This is a genomic window from Rhodococcus sp. MPR-R1B, assembly GCF_058793255.1.
The window spans coordinates 111,289-128,589 of the sequence record NZ_JBXAFO010000004.1 but is presented as its reverse complement, the minus strand read 5'-3'; the positions used below and the strand labels follow the sequence as shown (position 1 = coordinate 128,589).

General features: G+C 62.7%; 18 protein-coding genes. 10 read left to right on the top strand and 8 right to left on the bottom strand.

Annotated features, from left to right (window positions below):
• Positions 1–30 precede the first annotated feature (30 nt).
• A complete protein-coding gene (locus AC1Q61_RS08045; RefSeq protein WP_003944493.1) occupies positions 31–1,020 on the top strand; it encodes an AurF N-oxygenase family protein in 990 nt (329 codons plus the stop codon).
• Here the strand turns inward: AC1Q61_RS08045 and AC1Q61_RS08040 are convergent.
• Positions 1,017–1,766, bottom strand: coding sequence for a TetR/AcrR family transcriptional regulator (locus AC1Q61_RS08040; RefSeq protein WP_042924100.1), 750 nt, complete (start codon positions 1,764–1,766; stop codon positions 1,017–1,019). The two genes, AC1Q61_RS08045 and AC1Q61_RS08040, sit on opposite strands and share 4 nt — an antisense overlap.
• Positions 1,767–1,862: 96 nt before the next feature.
• On the opposite strand from AC1Q61_RS08040, the gene recO reads away from it, so the two are divergent.
• From recO to AC1Q61_RS08025, 3 genes are read left to right on the top strand one after another with little or no spacing between them, the layout of a single operon-like run.
• Positions 1,863–2,678 (top strand): DNA repair protein RecO, encoded by an 816-nt coding sequence (recO, locus tag AC1Q61_RS08035; protein ID WP_029255636.1) that lies wholly within the window; start codon positions 1,863–1,865, stop codon positions 2,676–2,678.
• Positions 2,635–3,453, top strand: coding sequence for an isoprenyl transferase (locus AC1Q61_RS08030; RefSeq protein ID WP_030536597.1), 819 nt, complete (start codon positions 2,635–2,637; stop codon positions 3,451–3,453). The genes recO and AC1Q61_RS08030 overlap by 44 nt, the downstream gene beginning before the upstream one ends.
• Positions 3,450–3,872, top strand: coding sequence for a YbjN domain-containing protein (locus tag AC1Q61_RS08025; RefSeq protein WP_019749000.1), 423 nt, complete (start codon positions 3,450–3,452; stop codon positions 3,870–3,872). Before AC1Q61_RS08030 ends, AC1Q61_RS08025 begins: the two co-directional genes overlap by 4 nt.
• A gap of 5 nt (positions 3,873–3,877) precedes the next feature.
• On the opposite strand, the gene AC1Q61_RS08020 is transcribed toward AC1Q61_RS08025, so the two are convergent.
• Both AC1Q61_RS08020 and AC1Q61_RS08015 read right to left on the bottom strand, forming a co-directional pair.
• Positions 3,878–4,309: a Fur family transcriptional regulator gene (locus AC1Q61_RS08020; protein ID WP_042924128.1), complete on the bottom strand. Its 432-nt coding sequence runs from the start codon at positions 4,307–4,309 to the stop codon at positions 3,878–3,880.
• 11 nt (positions 4,310–4,320) lie between these two features.
• Positions 4,321–4,704 carry an ArsR/SmtB family transcription factor gene (locus tag AC1Q61_RS08015; protein WP_003944457.1) on the bottom strand — a complete coding sequence of 128 codons (384 nt, stop codon included), beginning with the start codon at positions 4,702–4,704 and terminating at the stop codon, positions 4,321–4,323.
• Between the two features lie 198 nt (positions 4,705–4,902).
• Here AC1Q61_RS08015 and AC1Q61_RS08010 point away from each other — a divergent pair, with 198 nt between their 5' ends.
• Both AC1Q61_RS08010 and AC1Q61_RS08005 read left to right on the top strand, forming a co-directional pair.
• Positions 4,903–6,294, top strand: coding sequence for a glycine--tRNA ligase (locus tag AC1Q61_RS08010; protein ID WP_003944491.1), 1,392 nt, complete (start codon positions 4,903–4,905; stop codon positions 6,292–6,294).
• Positions 6,295–6,388: 94 nt separating this feature from the next.
• A complete protein-coding gene (locus AC1Q61_RS08005) occupies positions 6,389–6,970 on the top strand; it encodes a dihydrofolate reductase family protein (protein ID WP_042924103.1) in 582 nt (193 codons plus the stop codon).
• Here AC1Q61_RS08005 and AC1Q61_RS08000 read toward each other — a convergent pair.
• The gene (locus AC1Q61_RS08000; protein WP_042924106.1) at positions 6,945–7,421 is read right to left on the bottom strand and encodes a MepB family protein; all 477 of its coding nucleotides are present in this window, start codon (positions 7,419–7,421) and stop codon (positions 6,945–6,947) included. The genes AC1Q61_RS08005 and AC1Q61_RS08000 overlap by 26 nt on opposite strands.
• A gap of 48 nt (positions 7,422–7,469) precedes the next feature.
• Positions 7,470–7,835 carry a nuclear transport factor 2 family protein gene (locus tag AC1Q61_RS07995; protein WP_042924108.1) on the bottom strand — a complete coding sequence of 122 codons (366 nt, stop codon included), beginning with the start codon at positions 7,833–7,835 and terminating at the stop codon, positions 7,470–7,472.
• A gap of 138 nt (positions 7,836–7,973) precedes the next feature.
• Here AC1Q61_RS07995 and AC1Q61_RS07990 point away from each other — a divergent pair, with 138 nt between their 5' ends.
• Positions 7,974–8,780 carry a helix-turn-helix domain-containing protein gene (locus AC1Q61_RS07990; RefSeq protein WP_042924110.1) on the top strand — a complete coding sequence of 269 codons (807 nt, stop codon included), beginning with the start codon at positions 7,974–7,976 and terminating at the stop codon, positions 8,778–8,780.
• Here the strand turns inward: AC1Q61_RS07990 and AC1Q61_RS07985 are convergent.
• Positions 8,755–9,492 carry a polyprenol monophosphomannose synthase gene (locus AC1Q61_RS07985; RefSeq protein ID WP_003944487.1) on the bottom strand — a complete coding sequence of 246 codons (738 nt, stop codon included), beginning with the start codon at positions 9,490–9,492 and terminating at the stop codon, positions 8,755–8,757. The genes AC1Q61_RS07990 and AC1Q61_RS07985 overlap by 26 nt on opposite strands.
• A gap of 99 nt (positions 9,493–9,591) precedes the next feature.
• The gene (locus AC1Q61_RS07980; protein ID WP_042924111.1) at positions 9,592–11,682 is read right to left on the bottom strand and encodes a TPM domain-containing protein; all 2,091 of its coding nucleotides are present in this window, start codon (positions 11,680–11,682) and stop codon (positions 9,592–9,594) included.
• 69 nt (positions 11,683–11,751) lie between these two features.
• Here AC1Q61_RS07980 and AC1Q61_RS07975 point away from each other — a divergent pair, with 69 nt between their 5' ends.
• Together AC1Q61_RS07975 and AC1Q61_RS07970 are read left to right on the top strand one after the other, a co-directional pair.
• Entirely contained in the window at positions 11,752–12,441 is a 690-nt protein-coding gene (locus tag AC1Q61_RS07975; protein WP_007731109.1) for a YdcF family protein, read from the top strand.
• A gap of 5 nt (positions 12,442–12,446) precedes the next feature.
• Positions 12,447–13,745, top strand: a complete 1,299-nt coding sequence (locus AC1Q61_RS07970) for a deoxyguanosinetriphosphate triphosphohydrolase (RefSeq protein ID WP_003941643.1) — start codon at positions 12,447–12,449, stop codon at positions 13,743–13,745.
• A gap of 13 nt (positions 13,746–13,758) precedes the next feature.
• Here AC1Q61_RS07970 and AC1Q61_RS07965 read toward each other — a convergent pair whose 3' ends face one another.
• Positions 13,759–15,309, bottom strand: coding sequence for a serine/threonine-protein kinase (locus AC1Q61_RS07965; RefSeq protein ID WP_064113213.1), 1,551 nt, complete (start codon positions 15,307–15,309; stop codon positions 13,759–13,761).
• 72 nt (positions 15,310–15,381) lie between these two features.
• Here AC1Q61_RS07965 and dnaG point away from each other — a divergent pair, with 72 nt between their 5' ends.
• Entirely contained in the window at positions 15,382–17,301 is a 1,920-nt protein-coding gene (dnaG, locus tag AC1Q61_RS07960; RefSeq protein ID WP_030536590.1) for a DNA primase, read from the top strand.

The window sequence follows — 17,301 nt, the reverse complement described above, 5'->3', positions numbered from 1 at the left end:
AATCGACGGACTGGCCGTGAGGAGACACCGATGGCTCGGTCAGCGTCGATCGAAGTGGAAAAGCCGTACCACCAGGTACTGCAGACTTTGTCCGAGGGCTCAGTTGCCCGCAGTTTCGATCCCTATCTCGACATCGACTGGGATTCACCAGAGTTCGCGATCGATCCGCATGATCCGAGATGGGTGCTCTCGTCCGTGTCGGACCCCCTCGGGGCGACGCAGTGGTACCAGGATCAGTCGTTGGAGCGTCGAATCGCCATGGGAATGTGGCGTCAGGCGAACGTGACCAAGGTGGGTTCGGCCTTCGAGAGCATCTTGATCCGGGGAATGCTGCAATACATCATGGCGCTACCCAACCAGTCGCCTGAGTTCCGGTACTGCCTGCACGAGATGACCGAAGAGTGCAATCACATCCAGATGTTCCAGGAACTCGTCAATCGCATGGACATCGACGTGCCGGGTATGCGTCCGATGTTCCGGCGACTGTCGCCGATCATCGGAGTGCTGGGAGCAAAGTTCCCGGTCATCTTCTTCATCGGCATTCTGGCTGGTGAAGAACCGATCGACCACTTCCAGAAGGATCTCATCCGTGAGGGTAAGGACACGCCGCCGGCGATGCTCCGCACCATGGAGATCCATATCGCCGAAGAAGCGAGACACATCTCGTTTGCTCACGAGTTCCTGCGCAATCACGTCCCCAGACTCAGTCGTACGAGTCGAGCCATCACATCGGTCGCCTTCCCCGGCGCGATGCGTTGGCTTGCGGGTGAAATCATGTCACCGCCAAAGGAATTCGCCGAAGAATTCGGAATCCCGGACGAGGTGATGAAGAGCGCCTTCTGGGGGAGCCCGCATTCACGCCGCATCCTGGGTAACTACTTCGGCGAAATGCGAGCCCTGGCAGACGAACTCGGATTGATGAATCCGGTGTCGAAGCGTGCGTGGCGAAAGCTGCGCATCGACGGCGACTACGCCCGCTACCGCGGCGAGCCGAAGCGTTCCGACAAGACCCGGATCTAGTCCGGCCGCGAAGTTCCTCCGTCGGAGGACACCAGCTCGGCTATGAGCGTGGACAATTCGACATGGGGATCGATCTGTAGTCCGCTCGAGCGGGCAACGCCGTCGAACATGTACCAGGTGTATTTCGCGAGGTCGGCGACGATCTCTTCGCGGCTCGGCTTCGGATCGGTGCTTCGGACCCAGTGGGTGAGCGTGCCCTCGACCATTGTCACCACTGCGAACGGTAGTGAATCGAAGGGTGAGGAGTCGATCCCCACGGATCGACCGACTTCGGTGATAGTGGTGAGGGCGGAGTCGGCGATTGTGGCCTTCAGACTGCTGATCGCGTCGATGCTCTCGTCGTCGTAGTCGGTGGGGCCGGTACCCATGAACTCGTGAATCCGCGGATGCTCGGTGATCCACTCGGCGACGGCGCTGATGGTTCGGGTCAGGATCTGGTCGAGAGTGCCTACCGAAATGCTCATCGAAGCATCCAGGGCCGCCGCAAATTGGCCGAGCACGAACGCTCGCACTCGTCGATCGAGGTCGTCTCGGCCGCTGAATTGGCGGTACACCACCGACTTGGCGAGGCCGGCACGATCGGCGATCTGCTGGACGGACACCTCGGCACCTGCCGCACGCTCTTCGATCAGTTCGACCGCCGAGGTGAGTATCCGTTTCTGACGCTCGGAGTTGTGTCGCTCCCACCGCGCTTCGCGACCGGTCAACTCTGCAGTGACAGGTTGCACAATTGCGTCGCTCGGCATCGCGCCAGTCTATCCGGACGGACCTGCCGTGTTTCCGACTTGTCATCGGGCGCGGCATCGGGATCGGTCGTCGGTACAACGTGGGACACTGGTCGAGTGAGGTTGTATCGAGACACGGCGGTGGTGCTGCGCCTGCACAAACTGGGCGAAGCCGACCACATCGTCACGTTGCTCACCCGTCAGTTCGGGTTGGTACGTGCCGTGGCCAAAGGTGTCCGCCGAACCACCTCCAAATTCGGTGCCAGACTCGAACCGTTTGCTCACATCGACGTGCAACTACTTCCGGGCAAGAATCTCGACATCATCACTCAGGTGCAGACGGTCGACGCATTCGCCACCGACATCGTCGACGACTACAGCCGGTACACCACGGCCTGCGCCGTACTCGAAACTGCCGAGCGGTTGGCCGGCGAGGAACGCGCGCCGGCCCCGCAGCTTCAGCGATTGACGGTGGGAGCACTGCGTGCGATCGCCGAGCAGGCACGACCGGTCGAGTTCGTGCTCGACGCGTTCTTGTTGAGAGCCATGGGCTATGCGGGTTGGGCGCCTGCCCTCGAAGAGTGCGCCCGCTGCAGTGCTCCTGGACCGCACCGGGCCTTTCATGTCGCCGCAGGCGGAGCCGTGTGTACCTATTGCCGCCCGGCGGGTGCTGCGACGCCGTCGCCCGGAGTGCTCGACTTGATGGAAGCCCTGCTCCGAGGGGAGTGGGAGGGTACCGATTCGGCGCCCGCGACGCTGCGGACGCAAGCCAGCGGACTGGTCGCGGCACACCTGCAGTGGCATCTCGAGCGCCAATTGCGGACGTTGCCGCTGATCGAGCGTTCGAGGCCGCATGCAGCCGTCGAGGTCGACTTGCCCGTGAGGCAGGATGGAACACGTGATTCGACGACGCGAACCGCGAACTCCGCTTGATTCTGCTGCTGACCGGGTGATCCGACCACCGGACCCACATCCGTCCGGGGCGACCCCGCCGATCCTGCAGACCGAACTGATCCCGCGCCACGTCGCTTTGGTGATGGACGGCAACGGACGATGGGCGCAGGAGCGCGGTCTGCCCCGAACCGCCGGGCACGAACGCGGCGAAGCTGTCCTGATGGACACCGTCTGCGGGTGCATCGAGATGGGTGTCGAGTGGCTCTCCGCTTACGCCTTCTCCACCGAGAACTGGAAGCGCAGTCCCGACGAGGTTCGATTCCTGATGGGCTTCAACCGTGATGTCATCCGCCGTCGACGCGACGAGATGAACGAAATGGGTGTGCGTGTTCGCTGGGCCGGTCGTAAGCCACGCCTGTGGGCCAGCGTGATCAAGGAACTCGAGATCGCCGAAGAACTGACCAAGAACAACACCGTCATGAACTTGACCATGTGTGTGAACTACGGCGGCCGGGCCGAAATTGCCGATGCGGTAAAGGAAATCGCGAAGCGTGTCGCGGCCGGTGAGATCAATCCGGACAAGATCACCGAGGCGACGGTTGCCAAGTACCTCGACGAACCCGAAATGCCCGACGTCGATCTCTTCCTGCGTCCGTCGGGGGAACAGCGGACGTCCAATTTCTTGATCTGGCAATCTGCCTACGCCGAAATGGTGTACCAGGAGAAGCTGTTTCCCGATTTCGACCGCCGCGACCTTTGGGCCGCCTGCGTCGAGTACGCCTCACGTGACCGTAGATTCGGTGGCGTCAAATGACAGGGGAGAACATGACCGACACCACCGACGAAGCAGCCCGCCTACAAGAACGCGCGGCCGCCTCGCTGGCGCATTTCGTGACGGTCGATGTGGCTGCCGACGGATCACTGGGTTTCCAGTACTCCGGCGCGCTGTGTTCCATCCAGGCGATGAATCTGTCCGAGGGTCTGGACGTGCTGTCCATGACGTGTGTTCTCGCATGGGACCGACCGGTGAGCGCGGCACTGCATCGCAAGGTGGCCGAGCGGAATCGCACCATCCAATTCGGCTCCATCGCGGTGTTCGGCCACGGCAGTCTGGCGGACGTCATCCTGCGTTACACGTTCCCTGCCGCCGGACTGGACGACGAGGCACTGACCACGATGTTGCTACTGGCGCTCACCGGTGCCGATACCGCCCGGCAGGGTTTGATTCCCTGACGCTCTCAGGCGGCGGCGCAGTCGCGGCAGGTGCCGAAGATCTCGATGGTGTGACTCACTTCGGTGAAACCGTTGTCCTCGGCGATGGTCTGTGACCACTGCTCGACCGTCGGGCCCTCGACCTCGACGGTGAATCCGCAGTTGCGGCACACCAGGTGATGGTGGTGCCCGGAGGAGCAGCGTCGGTAGACGGACTCACCTGTGTCGGTGCGTAGGACGTCGATGGTTCCGGCGTCGGAGAGTGCCTGCAGCGTGCGGTAGACGGTGGTCAGGCCGATGCCTTCACCTCGCTTGCGCAGTTCGTCGTGCAATTCCTGTGCCGACTTGAATTCGTCGATGTCGTCGAGCAGGGCGGAGATGGCGCTGCGCTGTTTCGTGGAACGAACGCCGACTGTGGCCGGTCCACGTTTCGAGGTCGTACTGCCCGGGGTGTTCATGCGGTGGAATCTCATCCTTCTTCGGCGTGGGCGACAGCGTCGACGACGATGTGTGCGAGGTGATCGTCGACGAGTCGATAGAGAACTTCTCGTCCGTTGCGCTCGCCGCGGACGACGCCCGCTGCTTTGAGTACGCGCAGATGCTGGCTGATGAGTGGCTGAGTGACACCGAGAGCTCCGACGAGTTCGTGAACGCAACGCTCCGACTCGTGCAACTGAAGCACGATCGCGATCCGAACGGGTGCAGCGAGCGCCCGCAGAATTTCGCCGGCGGCCGCCAGGGTTTCCTTGGGCGGCACGGGCGCGGGCGGTGCGGCTTCGAACGGGTCGTGCGTGTGTCCGAGGTCGGAATGATCATGGCTTTTGTGGAGATCGCCGGTATCCGCAATGCTCACAGCGAGGCTCCTTCGAGGGGTAGATCATGATGTCCGGGCATAGCCATCTCACCACATTATTGCAAATCACTTTCATTTTGATATGCACAAGTATGCATGTCAACCTTGGACGGAAGTGCGTGGCAGCCGCCAGATAGGCTGATGGTGCGAAAAGCGCACGAAAATCATGCATCTATTACCCAGATGGAGAGCAATCGAGTGGCACCCAAGTCCAAGATCGAAGCCGTTGTCAATCTCGCCAAGCGGCGAGGCCTGGTCTACCCCTGCGGTGAGATCTACGGCGGTACCAAGTCCGCATGGGACTACGGCCCATTGGGTGTCGAGCTCAAGGAGAACATCAAGCGCCAGTGGTGGCGCAACATGGTCACCAGCCGCGAGGACGTCGTCGGCCTCGACTCGTCGGTGATCCTGCCCCGCGAGGTGTGGGTCGCGTCCGGTCACGTCGGTGTCTTCAACGACCCGCTCGTCGAGTGCCTCAACTGTCACAAGCGTCACCGTCAGGATCACCTGCAGGAGGCGTACGCGGAGAAGAAGAAGCTCGACAACCCGGACGACGTCTCGATGGATGTCATCGGTTGCCCCGACTGCGGCACCGTCGGCCAGTGGACCGAGCCGCGCGACTTCAACATGATGCTCAAGACGTACCTCGGCCCTGTCGAGAGCGAAGAGGGCATGCACTACCTGCGCCCCGAGACCGCACAGGGCATCTTCGTGAACTTCGCCAACGTGCTGACCACCTCGCGTAAGAAGCCGCCGTTCGGCATCGGTCAGATCGGCAAGAGCTTCCGCAACGAGATCACCCCCGGCAACTTCATCTTCCGCACCCGCGAGTTCGAGCAGATGGAGATGGAATTCTTCGTCAAGCCGGGCGAGGACGAGCAGTGGCATCAGTACTGGATCGACTACCGCCTTGACTGGTACACCGGCCTCGGTATCAACAAGGACAACCTGCGTCTGTACGAGCATGCGCCGGAAAAGCTTTCGCACTACTCGAAGGGCACGACCGACATCGAGTACCGCTTCCACTTCCAGGGCAGCGAATGGGGCGAGCTCGAGGGCATCGCGAACCGTACCGACTTCGATCTCTCGACGCACTCCAAGCACTCGGGCACCGAGCTGAACTACTACGACCAGACGACGGGCGAGCGGTACACGCCCTACGTCATCGAGCCGGCGGCCGGTCTCACGCGTTCGCTGATGGCCTTCCTGGTCGACGCCTACACCGAGGACGAAGCGCCCAACTCCAAGGGCGGCGTCGACAAGCGCACAGTGCTCCGCCTGGATCGTCGACTCGCTCCCGTGAAGGCTGCCGTTCTGCCGCTCTCGCGTAACGCGGACCTGACGCCGAAGGCCAAAGATCTTGCAGCGCAGCTGCGTCAGAATTGGAACGTCGAGTTCGACGACGCCGGCGCCATCGGTCGTCGTTACCGTCGCCAGGACGAGATCGGCACACCGTTCTGCATCACGGTCGACTTCGACACTCTCGAAGACCAGGCTGTGACGGTGCGTGAGCGTGACTCCATGGCGCAGGAACGCGTCGCCCTCGATCAGGTGGAAAGCTACCTGGCCGCACGGCTGATCGGCTCCTGATTCTCGTTCTAAGCTGACGGGCGGTCCTTCTCAATCGAGAAGGACCGCCCGTTTTCTCTTTCCCCGATGGTCCTTCAGGCGCAGGATCGAAGTTATGAGAAAACTCAGCGTGACCAACAGCGTGACTCTCGACGGTGTCATGCAGGCACCTGGTGGGCCGGACGAGGACCGTCGTGGCGGATTCGAGCACGGTGGGTGGGCAGCACCCTTCAACGATTCCGTCATGGCGCAGAAGATGGGGGAGGGGATGGCGAAGAAATCGGAGTTGCTGTTCGGACGCAGAACCTACGAAAACTTCGCCTCGTACTGGCCGTTTCAGACCGACAATCCGTTTACCGAGGTGCTCGACAACACGCAGAAATACGTAGTTTCAAGGACTTTGGGTGAACCGCTGCCGTGGAAGAACTCGACCTTGTTGAAAGGTGATGCCGCCGACGCGGTCGCCACGCTCAAGGAAAGTGAGGGCCCGGATCTGGTGATTCTGGGCAGTGGCGACTTGATCACGTCCTTGGCTGATCGGCGTCTCGTCGACACCTACACTCTGCTGATACATCCGCTGGTTCTCGGAACCGGGCGCAGATTGTTCCCCGACGGAGCTGCGCTCGCTCAGTTCACCCTCACCGACAGCGTCCCTACGACAACAGGCGTCATCATCGCGACGTATCAGTTGAGCTGAACACAGTCGAGCTGAGTACATCAGGGAACTCGCCGAAATGCCGAATCTGCCAGCGCTGAGTTCTGACTGCTTGCGCGCTGGTCGGCGTAACCCAGGGCGCATAGACCCGGACAGCGCGCTTACCGCCGGAGAAGTTCGTCGAGACGATGTCGTGTTCGACGAGGGTTTCGACGGGAAAGACGAAGTGCCCCGAATGCTCTTCGTCGTATACCTTCACCACGAACAGCATCACGCGGTCGCTGGTGTCGAATGGGCGGATGGGCCCGGCCTCGGAACGGCGCCACAGTGTGACGAACTGACCGAGCTTGGTCGGCGTCGTCTTGGCGGTTCGATAGACGGTGGGAAGGCCGTTGACGGTCAGCGTGTGAGCGTCGTACTCAGCACCCTCGGACTCGGGAATCGGTGTGGACCAGGTAAATCCGTCGGCGTTCATCGGCACCGATGATGCCACGAACCACCGACAACCTTCGTGACGAACGCTGTCGGTGGTAGTCCCGATTCAGGCCGAAGGCACCTTGTCGAGAAACCCGAGGACAAGCGTCACCCGGCCGTCGTCGTCGCGTTCGAGTACGTCGAATCCGTCGATCAGTGACTCGGCCCCCGACGGGCCGAGAGCCCAACCGAATCGGGCCTGTCGGTGATGCGCGTCCACCGGTCCGACGAGGGTGAAGTGCATGCCCGGAAATTGTTGCTGCACAGCGTCGATCATCGCGTCGATCTGATCGTGTCCGGTGACGTCCGCGAGCGGATCGGTGTAGCGACCGCCGGGTGCGAACAATTGCTCGACCCGTGCTTTACGGGCGGTGGTATCGGTTTCGTTCCACATGTCGATGTAGGCGTCGGCGATTGCGTCTAAGTCGCTCATGGTCGCTCCCTTGATCAGTTTCCGGTGGTGAATGTCCGGCGGCCTCGCCGGCTGAGACCACTGTTCCTCCGAAACTGCTTCGGGTCGATTACCTCTGAGGTCATGGCCTCGGCTACCTCGGGTCGCTAACTTGAAAGAATGACCTTCGAGACGATGGACGTGGGCTCCGAACTCAAGCGGTGGCGGGAGCGGCGAAGGCTCACTCAGTTGGGTCTCTCGGCCGCGGCAGGAGTGTCGACCAGGCATCTGAGCTTCATCGAAACCGGCCGCTCCAAGCCAAGCCGGGACATGATTCTTCACCTGTCCGAATGTCTGGATGTTCCTCTACGACAACAGAACACGCTTCTGCTGGCAAGTGGCCACGCGCCGGAGTACTCGCAGAAGTCGTTGGCAGAAGCGCCGATGTCAGCGGTCAGTGAGGCCATCGATCGCATCATCGACGCGCATGACCCGTATCCGGCCGTGGTGGTCGATCAGCAGTGGGAGATGGTCGCCGGGAACCAGGCCGTGGGAATTTTGACCGCGGGCGCCGCTGATTTCCTCCTGGAACCACCGGTGAACGTATTGCGTCTGAGCTTGCATCCCGAGGGCATGGCGCCGCGGATCGTGAACCTCGCGCAGTGGCGGGCCCACCTGCTCACAAGGCTGGCTCGGGAAGTGGAGGTCAGTGCGGATGCGCAGCTATCGTCGTTGCTCGACGAGCTGCGCGCCTATCCCAGCGGCGGAGACTGGCACGACGACCGCGCGAATTCCCTGCTGGTTCCGTTGCGTCTACGCGTCGGCGATACCGAACTGGCGATGTTCAGCACCACCACAGTGTTCGGTACGCCGCGCGACGTCACGCTCGCAGAGATTGCGATCGAATCGTTCTACCCGTCGGACACGCAGACGGCCGACTACTTTCGATCGGCCGCCGAGGTCACAGGGACTTCTTGCCGAACTTGAGCTTCCACGGCACCAGTGCAGACTCCAACTGAACCGAGAGACTCATCTTGGAGACGCCTTCGGTGCGCTCCTCGAAGCGGATGGGCGTTTCGGCGATCTTCATGCCGCGCTGAACAACTCGGTAGTTCATCTCGACCTGGAACGCGTAGCCGTTGCTCTGCACCGATTCGACGTCGATGTCGCGCAAGGTCTTTGCATGCCACGCCTTGAAGCCGGCGGTCGCATCCTTGACGTGCAGTCGCAGAATGGCGTTGACGTAGAAGTTCGCCCAGGCGGACAAAGCCTTGCGGTGCCACGGCCAGTCGCCGGCGACTGCGCCGCCTTCGACATAGCGGGAGCCGAGAACGACTGCCGCATCGGTAGTGGTGAGGATCTCGATCATGGCGGGGATCGCCTCGGACGGGTGCGAGAGATCTGCGTCCATCTGAATGACGATATCTGCGTTCTCCGCCAGAGCCCGGCTCATGCCCGCGACGTAAGCACGGCCGAGACCGTCCTTGACCGTGCGGTGAAGCACTCCGACCGGGATGGGACCGTCGATACCCAACTTGTCCGCAACCTCACCCGTGCCGTCGGGGGAGTTGTCATCCACCACGAGGACGTGCAGGTTCGGGATCTTCAACGCGGCGAGGCGATCGACGAGCTTTGGCAGGTTCTCACGCTCGTTGTATGTAGGTACAACGACGGTTATCTGCGGGGCGACGCTTTCCATAACACCTTCGTATGATCTGTGATCCCGACTTGCCGGATGAAGCGTACGACGAGTGCGGTCGTGAACAAAGTAGGGATTTTACTACCTCGACGGGATCCGTCAGAACCGGCCGCCGCCGCCTCGACTGGTTCGGCCGCCGCCCCCGCCGCCGAAACCACCGCCGCCGCCACCGCGACCGGAGCGTCCGCTGCTGCTCGGTCCGCCGTACGAGCGGGGCCCGCCGCCACCTCGCAGAATGCTGTTGATCAGGATGCCGCCGAGGATCGCTCCCGTCGCATCGCCGCCGCCACCGCGGGGTCGTTGGTTTGCTTCCCAGGTGTTGACGTCGTTCTGCGCGGCGCGAAGTGAGTGCGTCGCCAAGGTGGTCGCGGCCTGGGCGTGTTGCAGTGCCTTCGACGGATCCGAGGCCTGCAATTGCTGGGCCGCCTGCAGGTGCCGCTGAGCCTCGGCGTAGCGAGTGCGCGCCTCCGCCCCGATCGCGCCGCGCCTGGTTCCGAGGAAGTCGCCTGCAGCGGTCACCTGAGCCTGTGCGGCCAGAATGTCCTGGGCGAGGCGCTGCTGTGCACGTTCGAGCTGCTGCTTCTGCTCCTGAGCGTCGGCAAGAAGCGCGTCGAGTTGGGCGTCGGCTGCGACGATCTGGTTGAAGGCTGTCAGCGGATCGCTGTCCTTCGACGTCTGAGCATTCGCCAACGCTGCCTGGGCTGCGGCCTTCGCGTCCGCCAACTTCTGCCCGCCTTGCGCCAGGTAAGCGTCCGCAGCGGTGATGCCCTGTTGGACGTCGTCCATCGCGGACGGAAGTGTCGCGATGGCATTTCGGATGTCGTCGGCGGCGTGATCGACGCCGTCGAGTAGCTTGCGTGCCTGATCGAGGGCGGCTTCGGCCGTGCGAATCGCAGTGACGGCAGCGCCTTGCTTACCGGCCGGCAGCGCGGTGGCATCGCGGCCTTCCTCGATCGACTTCTCGGCGAGCGTCAGGCGTTCACTGGCCATCGTGACGTTGTTCACGACAGATGCCAGCGTCGGCGCGGGGAATTGATCCTTCAATTTGGTCAGAATCGCCTCGGATTCGGGCAAGCGCACGCTGAGAGAAACAACACTCTGCGTCAACGCATCGAGACGTGCGGGGGCGTTGATGAGAAGGTCGCGAAGCCCGTCGAACTCCTCGACGCGAGCTTCGAGTTCTTGGTCGGCTCGACCGCACGAGGAAATGATGTCGATCAGCATCTGTCGGCGTTGATCGGGAGTTTCCGGGATGGCGTCGTCGAGTCGCTGCCTGATCGCGAAGGCTTCGGCGAGGGTGGCCTTGGCCTTGTCGAATGCTGCCGAGAAGGGTGCGACGGCGGAATCTCCGAACTCGCTGCGGGCCAGATCGAGCTCCTCCTGGCTGCCGGCGATCGCGTTGTCCGTCTCGACGAGGATCTCCTTCGCGCGTTCGTCGAGCGTCGGCAGCGGGAGTGCGTTGAGGCTGGCGATGTCGTCGGGGGAGATGTTCTTCGCGGCTTCGACGCTTGCCTTGTTCTTGTCGTTCTTGCGCTTACGGTTCTTGTCGTTCTTGCGCTTACGTGAGTACAGGACCACACCGCCCGTCCCGACCACCACAGCGCCGCCCGCGATGAGGAGTGTTCCGACTCCCATTCCGCCGCTCGTGTTGTTCGCGTCGCCGAGTGCGCCGGCCGCGGCAATTGCCGCGCCGGTCCAATCATCCTCGGCAAGAGCCGGTTCCACCGCGTCGGTATTGATCGATTCGATGTCGGAATCCGTGATGTTGCTCAGCTCAGCGGGCACATCGAGGTAGTAAGCACGCTCCGCCGTGGCAACTGCAAGCAGGACGGACTTGGTACTCAGCGTCGACTTCGTGGCTGTCTGCTGTGCCCACGCCTGGCCACCCAGGTTGTTGAAATCGGGGACGAACGCGACCCACAGATCGATCTGGTGGTCTTCGCCGAGTTGATCGATCGCGGCTTGTATATCGCTGCGTTGCCCGGAATCGAGGACCCCGGAGGTGTCGGTGATGTGATTCGGCAACACCATCGGGGCGTCCGCCGAGGCGAGCGCAGGACTGAAGACGAGCGCCAGCAAAGCGAAAATCGCAGCGACGGCGGCGGCGCTTCCCCGACGCCGAACGGGTCGGGTGGTTGTCCGACTCTGCTCTACCGAGGACAACTGCGCGAAGTGTGGTGCGAGGGCCATGACGCAAATCTATCCGTTGTGGCGCGTCGGCATCGGAGGTGATCGCTGCGAACTGGCAGAATTGCGGGAGTGAAACCTGCTTTCGGTAACCGCCCCCACGACCCATCACCCTCGCGGGCGGGCGGCTTCGGGGCAGGATTGGCTCGCTGGACGCGCCGTCTGATCGCCGGTGCGGTGTTGATGGCCGTGGTTCTGGTCGGGGGTACTGCGTTCCGGGTGTGGCAGGTGGCGCGCATCGACGACACGCGGCCGGCCGACGCGATAGTCGTTCTGGGCGCGGCTCAGTATTCCGGCACTCCGTCGTCCGTCTTCGAGGCCCGACTCGAGCAGGCGTACAAGCTGTACAAGCGCGGAGTGGCTCCGCAGATCATCACTGTCGGCGGTAAACAAGAAGGCGACGAGTACACCGAAGCGGCGTCGGGAAAGATGTATCTGACCGATCGCGGAATTCCTTCGAGTGCGATCACCGCGGTGGAGACCGGTTCGGACACACTGCTCAGCATCGACGCAGTCAGTGCCGAGATGTCTTCGCAGGGAATCAATTCCGCCGTCCTGGTCAGTGACCCGTGGCACTCCTTGCGAACGCGGACGATGGCCCGCGACACAGGACTCCAGGCGTGGACCGCACCTACTCGTCAGGGCCCGGCTGTCTTCACCCGCGAATCCCAGTTGCACGGAATCGCTCGCGAAACCGGCGCGCTGCTCTGGTATCAGCTCACGCACTTCTCGGCAGACTTCCCCTACACGGCAGGGCAATAGAGACCATGACAGCTCACACCACCTACGGAGGCGGCACCTACTCCGAACACGACCTCGAACGTCGTGTCGTCGAGGCGCCGAAGCGAGCGGGGTTGCCGGGTTCGCAGATCGCAGCGGCGCAGCATCGTTCGGACTTCTCGCGAGATCGGGCGCGTGTCCAACACTCCGCGGCTTTGCGGCGCTTGGCCGACAAGACCCAGGTTGTCGGCCCGCGCGACGGTGACACACCTCGCACGCGGTTGACGCACTCGATGGAGGTCGCACAGATCGGGCGAGGGATCGCCGACGGACTCGGTTGCGATCCGGACCTGGTGGACCTCGCCGGTCTCGCGCACGACATCGGGCACCCACCGTACGGTCACAACGGCGAGAAGGCCCTCGACGAAGTCGCCAAGGACTGCGGAGGTTTCGAGGGCAATGCGCAGAATCTGCGGATCTTGACCAGCCTCGAACCCAAGATCCTGCGCCCCGACGGTCTGAGCGCAGGCCTCAATCTCACCAGGGCGTCACTCGACGCAGCCATCAAGTATCCCTGGACCCGCCCTGAGCCCGGCGCGAAGTTCGGGGCATACGACGACGACGCAGAGGTGCTCGCCTGGGTTCGCGAGGGAGCGCCCGAGCGTCGGCAATGCCTGGAAGCTCAGGTCATGGACTGGGCCGATGACATCGCCTATTCCGTGCACGACGTGGAGGACGGGGTGATCGCAGGCCGCATCGACCTTCGCTCGCTTGCCGATCCGTCCGAGCAGCGCGCACTGGCAGAACTGGGGGCCTCCGAGTTTCGCGGATTGGTAGTCGACGATCTGATCGAAGCCGCCCAACGGCTGTCCGAACTCCCCGTCGTACGCGGGGTCGGAAGTTTCGACGGAACACTCGGAAGTTCCGTCGCGTTGAAGAATCTGACGAGTGAATTGGTGGGACGCTTCGCCACCGCGGCGATCGCCAGCACCCGGCTGACACACGGTGACCGACCCCTCTCGCGCTATCAAGCCGACCTCGACATACCCGAGGCCGTCGCATCCGAGGTGGCATTGCTCAAGACCGTGGCGCTGTACTACGTGATGTCCGACGCCGGACACAAAGCGCGTCAGGATCGGCAGCGTGATCGTGTTCATCGCGTCGCGGAATGGCTGCTGGCAACTGCGCCGGCCGGGCTCGATCCGATCCTGCTGCCCGCGTGGGAACGCGCCGCAGACGACGGTGCTCGGGTCCGGGTGGTGGTGGATCAGATCGCGTCGTACACGGAGAGTCGGCTCGAACGGGTGGACAAAGCGAGCCTGGGCGCGCAGGCCAGCTGGGGCTGAGCCACTTACGCCCTCAGCAAGTCATCCGCGTCGACGGGTCGGTAGTGGTATCGAGCCACTTGCCGTAAGCGTCGCCACCTGCTGCGCGAACGTCCTTGCAGATCTTCGACTCGGTGTTCCCGGATTCGCGATACACCGTGTAGATCGCCGTCCCCGAATCGGAGACTTGACGCAGTGACGGGCAGGACTGGTCTGTGCGTAGGTATTTCGAGCCGGGGAACGCGTCGAGGTAGTTCTGGATCTCGCTGGCGTACGTTGCCGGATCGGTGGCATTGGCCAACACCACGATTCCGGTTCCTTTGCATGAGGGGACGGTGATCGGCTTGCTCACCCCGAGATCGCCGTTCTTCGTGGCGGGGTTCGGCGCCCGCGTGGTGGTGGTTGCCTGCTGTCCGGCGGTGGGTAGCGGCTCGAGCTTCGGCGTTCTGACCGGATCCTGAATGGGTGCCAGTGCCGACGTGGCGGTGGAAGCTGCTACAGCGGTTGGTGATTCGGGGCCCGAATTCCCCAGCGTCACCCAGGCCGCCGTGCCTCCTGCGGCCAGAACGAGTGCAACTCCAGCCGCACCGATCGCGATCGGTGCTCGGTTTCGCTTGGTCTTTGTCACGATGTGCGTGTAGTTCCCGTGAGCGGGATTCGCCGTGGTGTAGGTGGGCTGCCCGACGATCGTGGGTTGCAATCCGCCGGCGGCACCGGGGGTGTGGGTCGTCGAGAGGGCCTGCCGCGCTTGGAGTGCGAGCGCTCCCGTAGTCGGATAGCGGTGTGCGGGATCCTTTGCCATGCCGCGAGCCACGGTGGCGTCAAGGCCTTGCGGGAGCGACGGAACCGCCAGTGTGGGGCGTGGCGGCGGAGCGTTCAGGTGCGAATTGACCAGATGCTCGATGCTTGTGGTGTTGAAAGGTGTTGTTCCGGTGAGTGATTGGTAGAGGACACAAGCCAGGGAATAGACATCCGCTGCGGCCGTCGGCGTTTCGATTCCGAACCGCTCCGGCGCCATGTATGCATACGAACCGACTGCGCTTCCCTCGGTGGTGATCTTCGTGTCCGTCTGTGAGTATGCGATTCCGAAGTCGACGAGGTAGGCGAAGCCGTTGTTCGTGAGAATGATGTTGTCTGGTTTGACGTCACGATGGATGAGCCCGCGGGCATGGGCGGCGTCCAACGCCGACGCGATTTGCGAGACGATGTCGACGGCTCGTACAGGCGTGAGTCGGCCGAATTCGGTCAACTCGGCTCGCAATGTGTGGCCTTCGACCAAACGCATGTCGATGAAGAGGACTCCGTCGATTTCGCCCCAGTCATGCACCGGGATCACGTGCGGTTCGTTCAGGGCGGCGGTGGCGCGAGATTCTCGGCGGAAACGAGCTTGGAATGACGGGTCGGCCGCAAGCTCTCGATGGAGCAACTTGAGTGCGACCAGGCGATCCTTCGAGGTGTCGTACGCCTCGTACACTTCACCCATTCCGCCTCGGCCGAGGAGGCTACGCAACTCGTACACGCCGAATCGGGTTCCTGATCGCCCTTCGTGCGCGCTCGAGGCGTTTTCAGTCATCGTCGGTCCCATCGCTGCGGTGCAGAGTCGGCCATCAACATATCGTTGTCAGGAGGTGCCGGGGGACCGCCTAGACTGATGTACGTGGCGGGCCGAATTTCTGACAGAGACATCGCGGCCATTCGCGAACGCACTCGCATCGAGGACATCGTCGGTGAATACGTTTCACTCAAGCGTGCCGGTGGCGATTCGATCAAAGGTCTGTGTCCCTTTCACGACGAGAAGTCGCCGTCGTTCCACGTGCGACCCAACCACGGCCTCTACCACTGCTTCGGCTGCGGTGAGGGTGGTGACGTGTACTCGTTCCTGCAGAAGATGGATCACATCAGCTTCGTAGAGGCCGTCGAGCAGTTGGCGGATCGACTCAGCTACACGATTTCGTACGAGGGCGGCGGACCGTCCGTTCAGCGCGATCGCGGCACCCGTGCACGCTTGATCGCAGCAAACGCGGCGGCTCAGGAGTTCTACGCCGCTCGTCTGCGCGAACCCGATGCCCAGGCGGCTCGCGACTACCTCACCGAGAGAAACTTCGACGGTGCAGCGGCCCTGCAGTTCGGGTGTGGATACGCGCCAGAAGGTTGGGACACTCTCACAAAACACTTGATGTCCAAAGGTTTCGAGTTCAAAGAACTAGAAGCAGCCGGGCTGTCCAAAGAAGGCCGGCGAGGTCCGATCGACCGGTTCCATCGCCGACTTCTGTGGCCGATCCGCAGCGTCGCCGGTGACGTCATCGGCTTCGGTGCCCGCAAGCTCTTCGACGACGACACCATGCCGGGTAAGTACGTCAACACGCCGGAAACGATTCTCTACAAGAAGTCTCAGGTCCTGTTCGGCTTGGACCTCGCCAAGCGCGACATCGCCAAGGGACACCAGGCGGTAGTCGTCGAGGGTTACACCGACGTCATGGCGATGCATTTGGCCGGCGTCAAGACCGCCGTCGCTTCGTGCGGGACCGCCTTCGGTGAGGAGCACCTTGCGATGCTCCGTCGACTCCTGATGGACGACAGCTACTTTCGCGGTGAAATCATCTACACCTTCGACGGTGATGCCGCGGGGCAGGCCGCTGCGATGAAGGCGTTCGAGGGTGATCAAAAGATGGCCGGGCAGACGTTCGTCGCCGTCGCGCCCGACGGAATGGACCCGTGCGATCTGCGACTGAAGTCTGGTGACGCCGCCGTTCGCGACCTCGTGGCACGGCGCACTCCGATGTTCGAGTTCGTGGTGAAGTCCATCCTCACCGAACACGATCTGGAGACCGCTGAAGGTCGTGTCGAGGCACTGCGTCGTACCGTGCCCGTCGTTGCGCAGATCAAGGAATCAACTCTGCGCGACAGCTACGCGAATCTGTTGTGCGGATGGGTCGGTTGGGACGATCTTCCGTCGGTTCGACGACGCGTGCGTGACGAAGCTCGCAAACGGGCGTCGACGCGCGGATCGTCACCGGCGCCCAAGCGTCGTCAGGTTGTCGACCAACCTGCTGCCGATGCGCTTGCGCTGCCGATCGGAATCTCCAGGCCCCGGCCCAACGATCCCGCGCTCTCGACGCAGCGAGCTGTCCTCAAGGCCGCATTGCAGCACCCTGGCATCGCCGGCAGTGTCTTCGACTCGTTGCCGCCCGAGACGTTCACCCACCCCGCCTACGTTGTCATCAGACAGGCAATGGCTGACGCCGGTGGAACGAGCAAGGGACTCGGCGGCGCCGAGTGGATCGAAGTCGTCACCAAGGGCGTCGAAGACATGACGGTGGCCTCGGTTGTATCTGAGCTGGCCGTCGAACCGATGCCGTGTGACGAAGACACGGTTCCGCGCTACATCAACGGAGTGCTCGCACGACTGCAGGAAGCGTGGGTGGGCGAGCAGGTTGCCGACCTCAAATCCAAGCTTCAGCGCGTTTCACCTGCTGCAGCCCCCGAGGAGTACAACTCACTGTTCGGCGACCTCGTGGCGCTGGAGCAGTATCGCCGACAGCTGCGTGAGCAGGCTGTCGGCGACCAAAGCGTCTGA

Coding starts and splice junctions, on each gene's coding strand:
- AC1Q61_RS08045 (WP_003944493.1), top strand. CDS start 31: ATGGCTCGGTCAGCGTCGATCGAAGTGGAAAAGCCGTACCACCAGGTA.
- AC1Q61_RS08040 (WP_042924100.1), bottom strand. CDS start 1,766: ATGCCGAGCGACGCAATTGTGCAACCTGTCACTGCAGAGTTGACCGGT.
- AC1Q61_RS08030 (WP_030536597.1), top strand. CDS start 2,635: ATGGAACACGTGATTCGACGACGCGAACCGCGAACTCCGCTTGATTCT.
- AC1Q61_RS08025 (WP_019749000.1), top strand. CDS start 3,450: ATGACAGGGGAGAACATGACCGACACCACCGACGAAGCAGCCCGCCTA.
- AC1Q61_RS08020 (WP_042924128.1), bottom strand. CDS start 4,309: ATGAACACCCCGGGCAGTACGACCTCGAAACGTGGACCGGCCACAGTC.
- AC1Q61_RS08005 (WP_042924103.1), top strand. CDS start 6,389: ATGAGAAAACTCAGCGTGACCAACAGCGTGACTCTCGACGGTGTCATG.
- AC1Q61_RS07995 (WP_042924108.1), bottom strand. CDS start 7,835: ATGAGCGACTTAGACGCAATCGCCGACGCCTACATCGACATGTGGAAC.
- AC1Q61_RS07990 (WP_042924110.1), top strand. CDS start 7,974: ATGACCTTCGAGACGATGGACGTGGGCTCCGAACTCAAGCGGTGGCGG.
- AC1Q61_RS07985 (WP_003944487.1), bottom strand. CDS start 9,492: ATGGAAAGCGTCGCCCCGCAGATAACCGTCGTTGTACCTACATACAAC.
- AC1Q61_RS07980 (WP_042924111.1), bottom strand. CDS start 11,682: ATGGCCCTCGCACCACACTTCGCGCAGTTGTCCTCGGTAGAGCAGAGT.
- AC1Q61_RS07970 (WP_003941643.1), top strand. CDS start 12,447: ATGACAGCTCACACCACCTACGGAGGCGGCACCTACTCCGAACACGAC.
- AC1Q61_RS07965 (WP_064113213.1), bottom strand. CDS start 15,309: ATGGGACCGACGATGACTGAAAACGCCTCGAGCGCGCACGAAGGGCGA.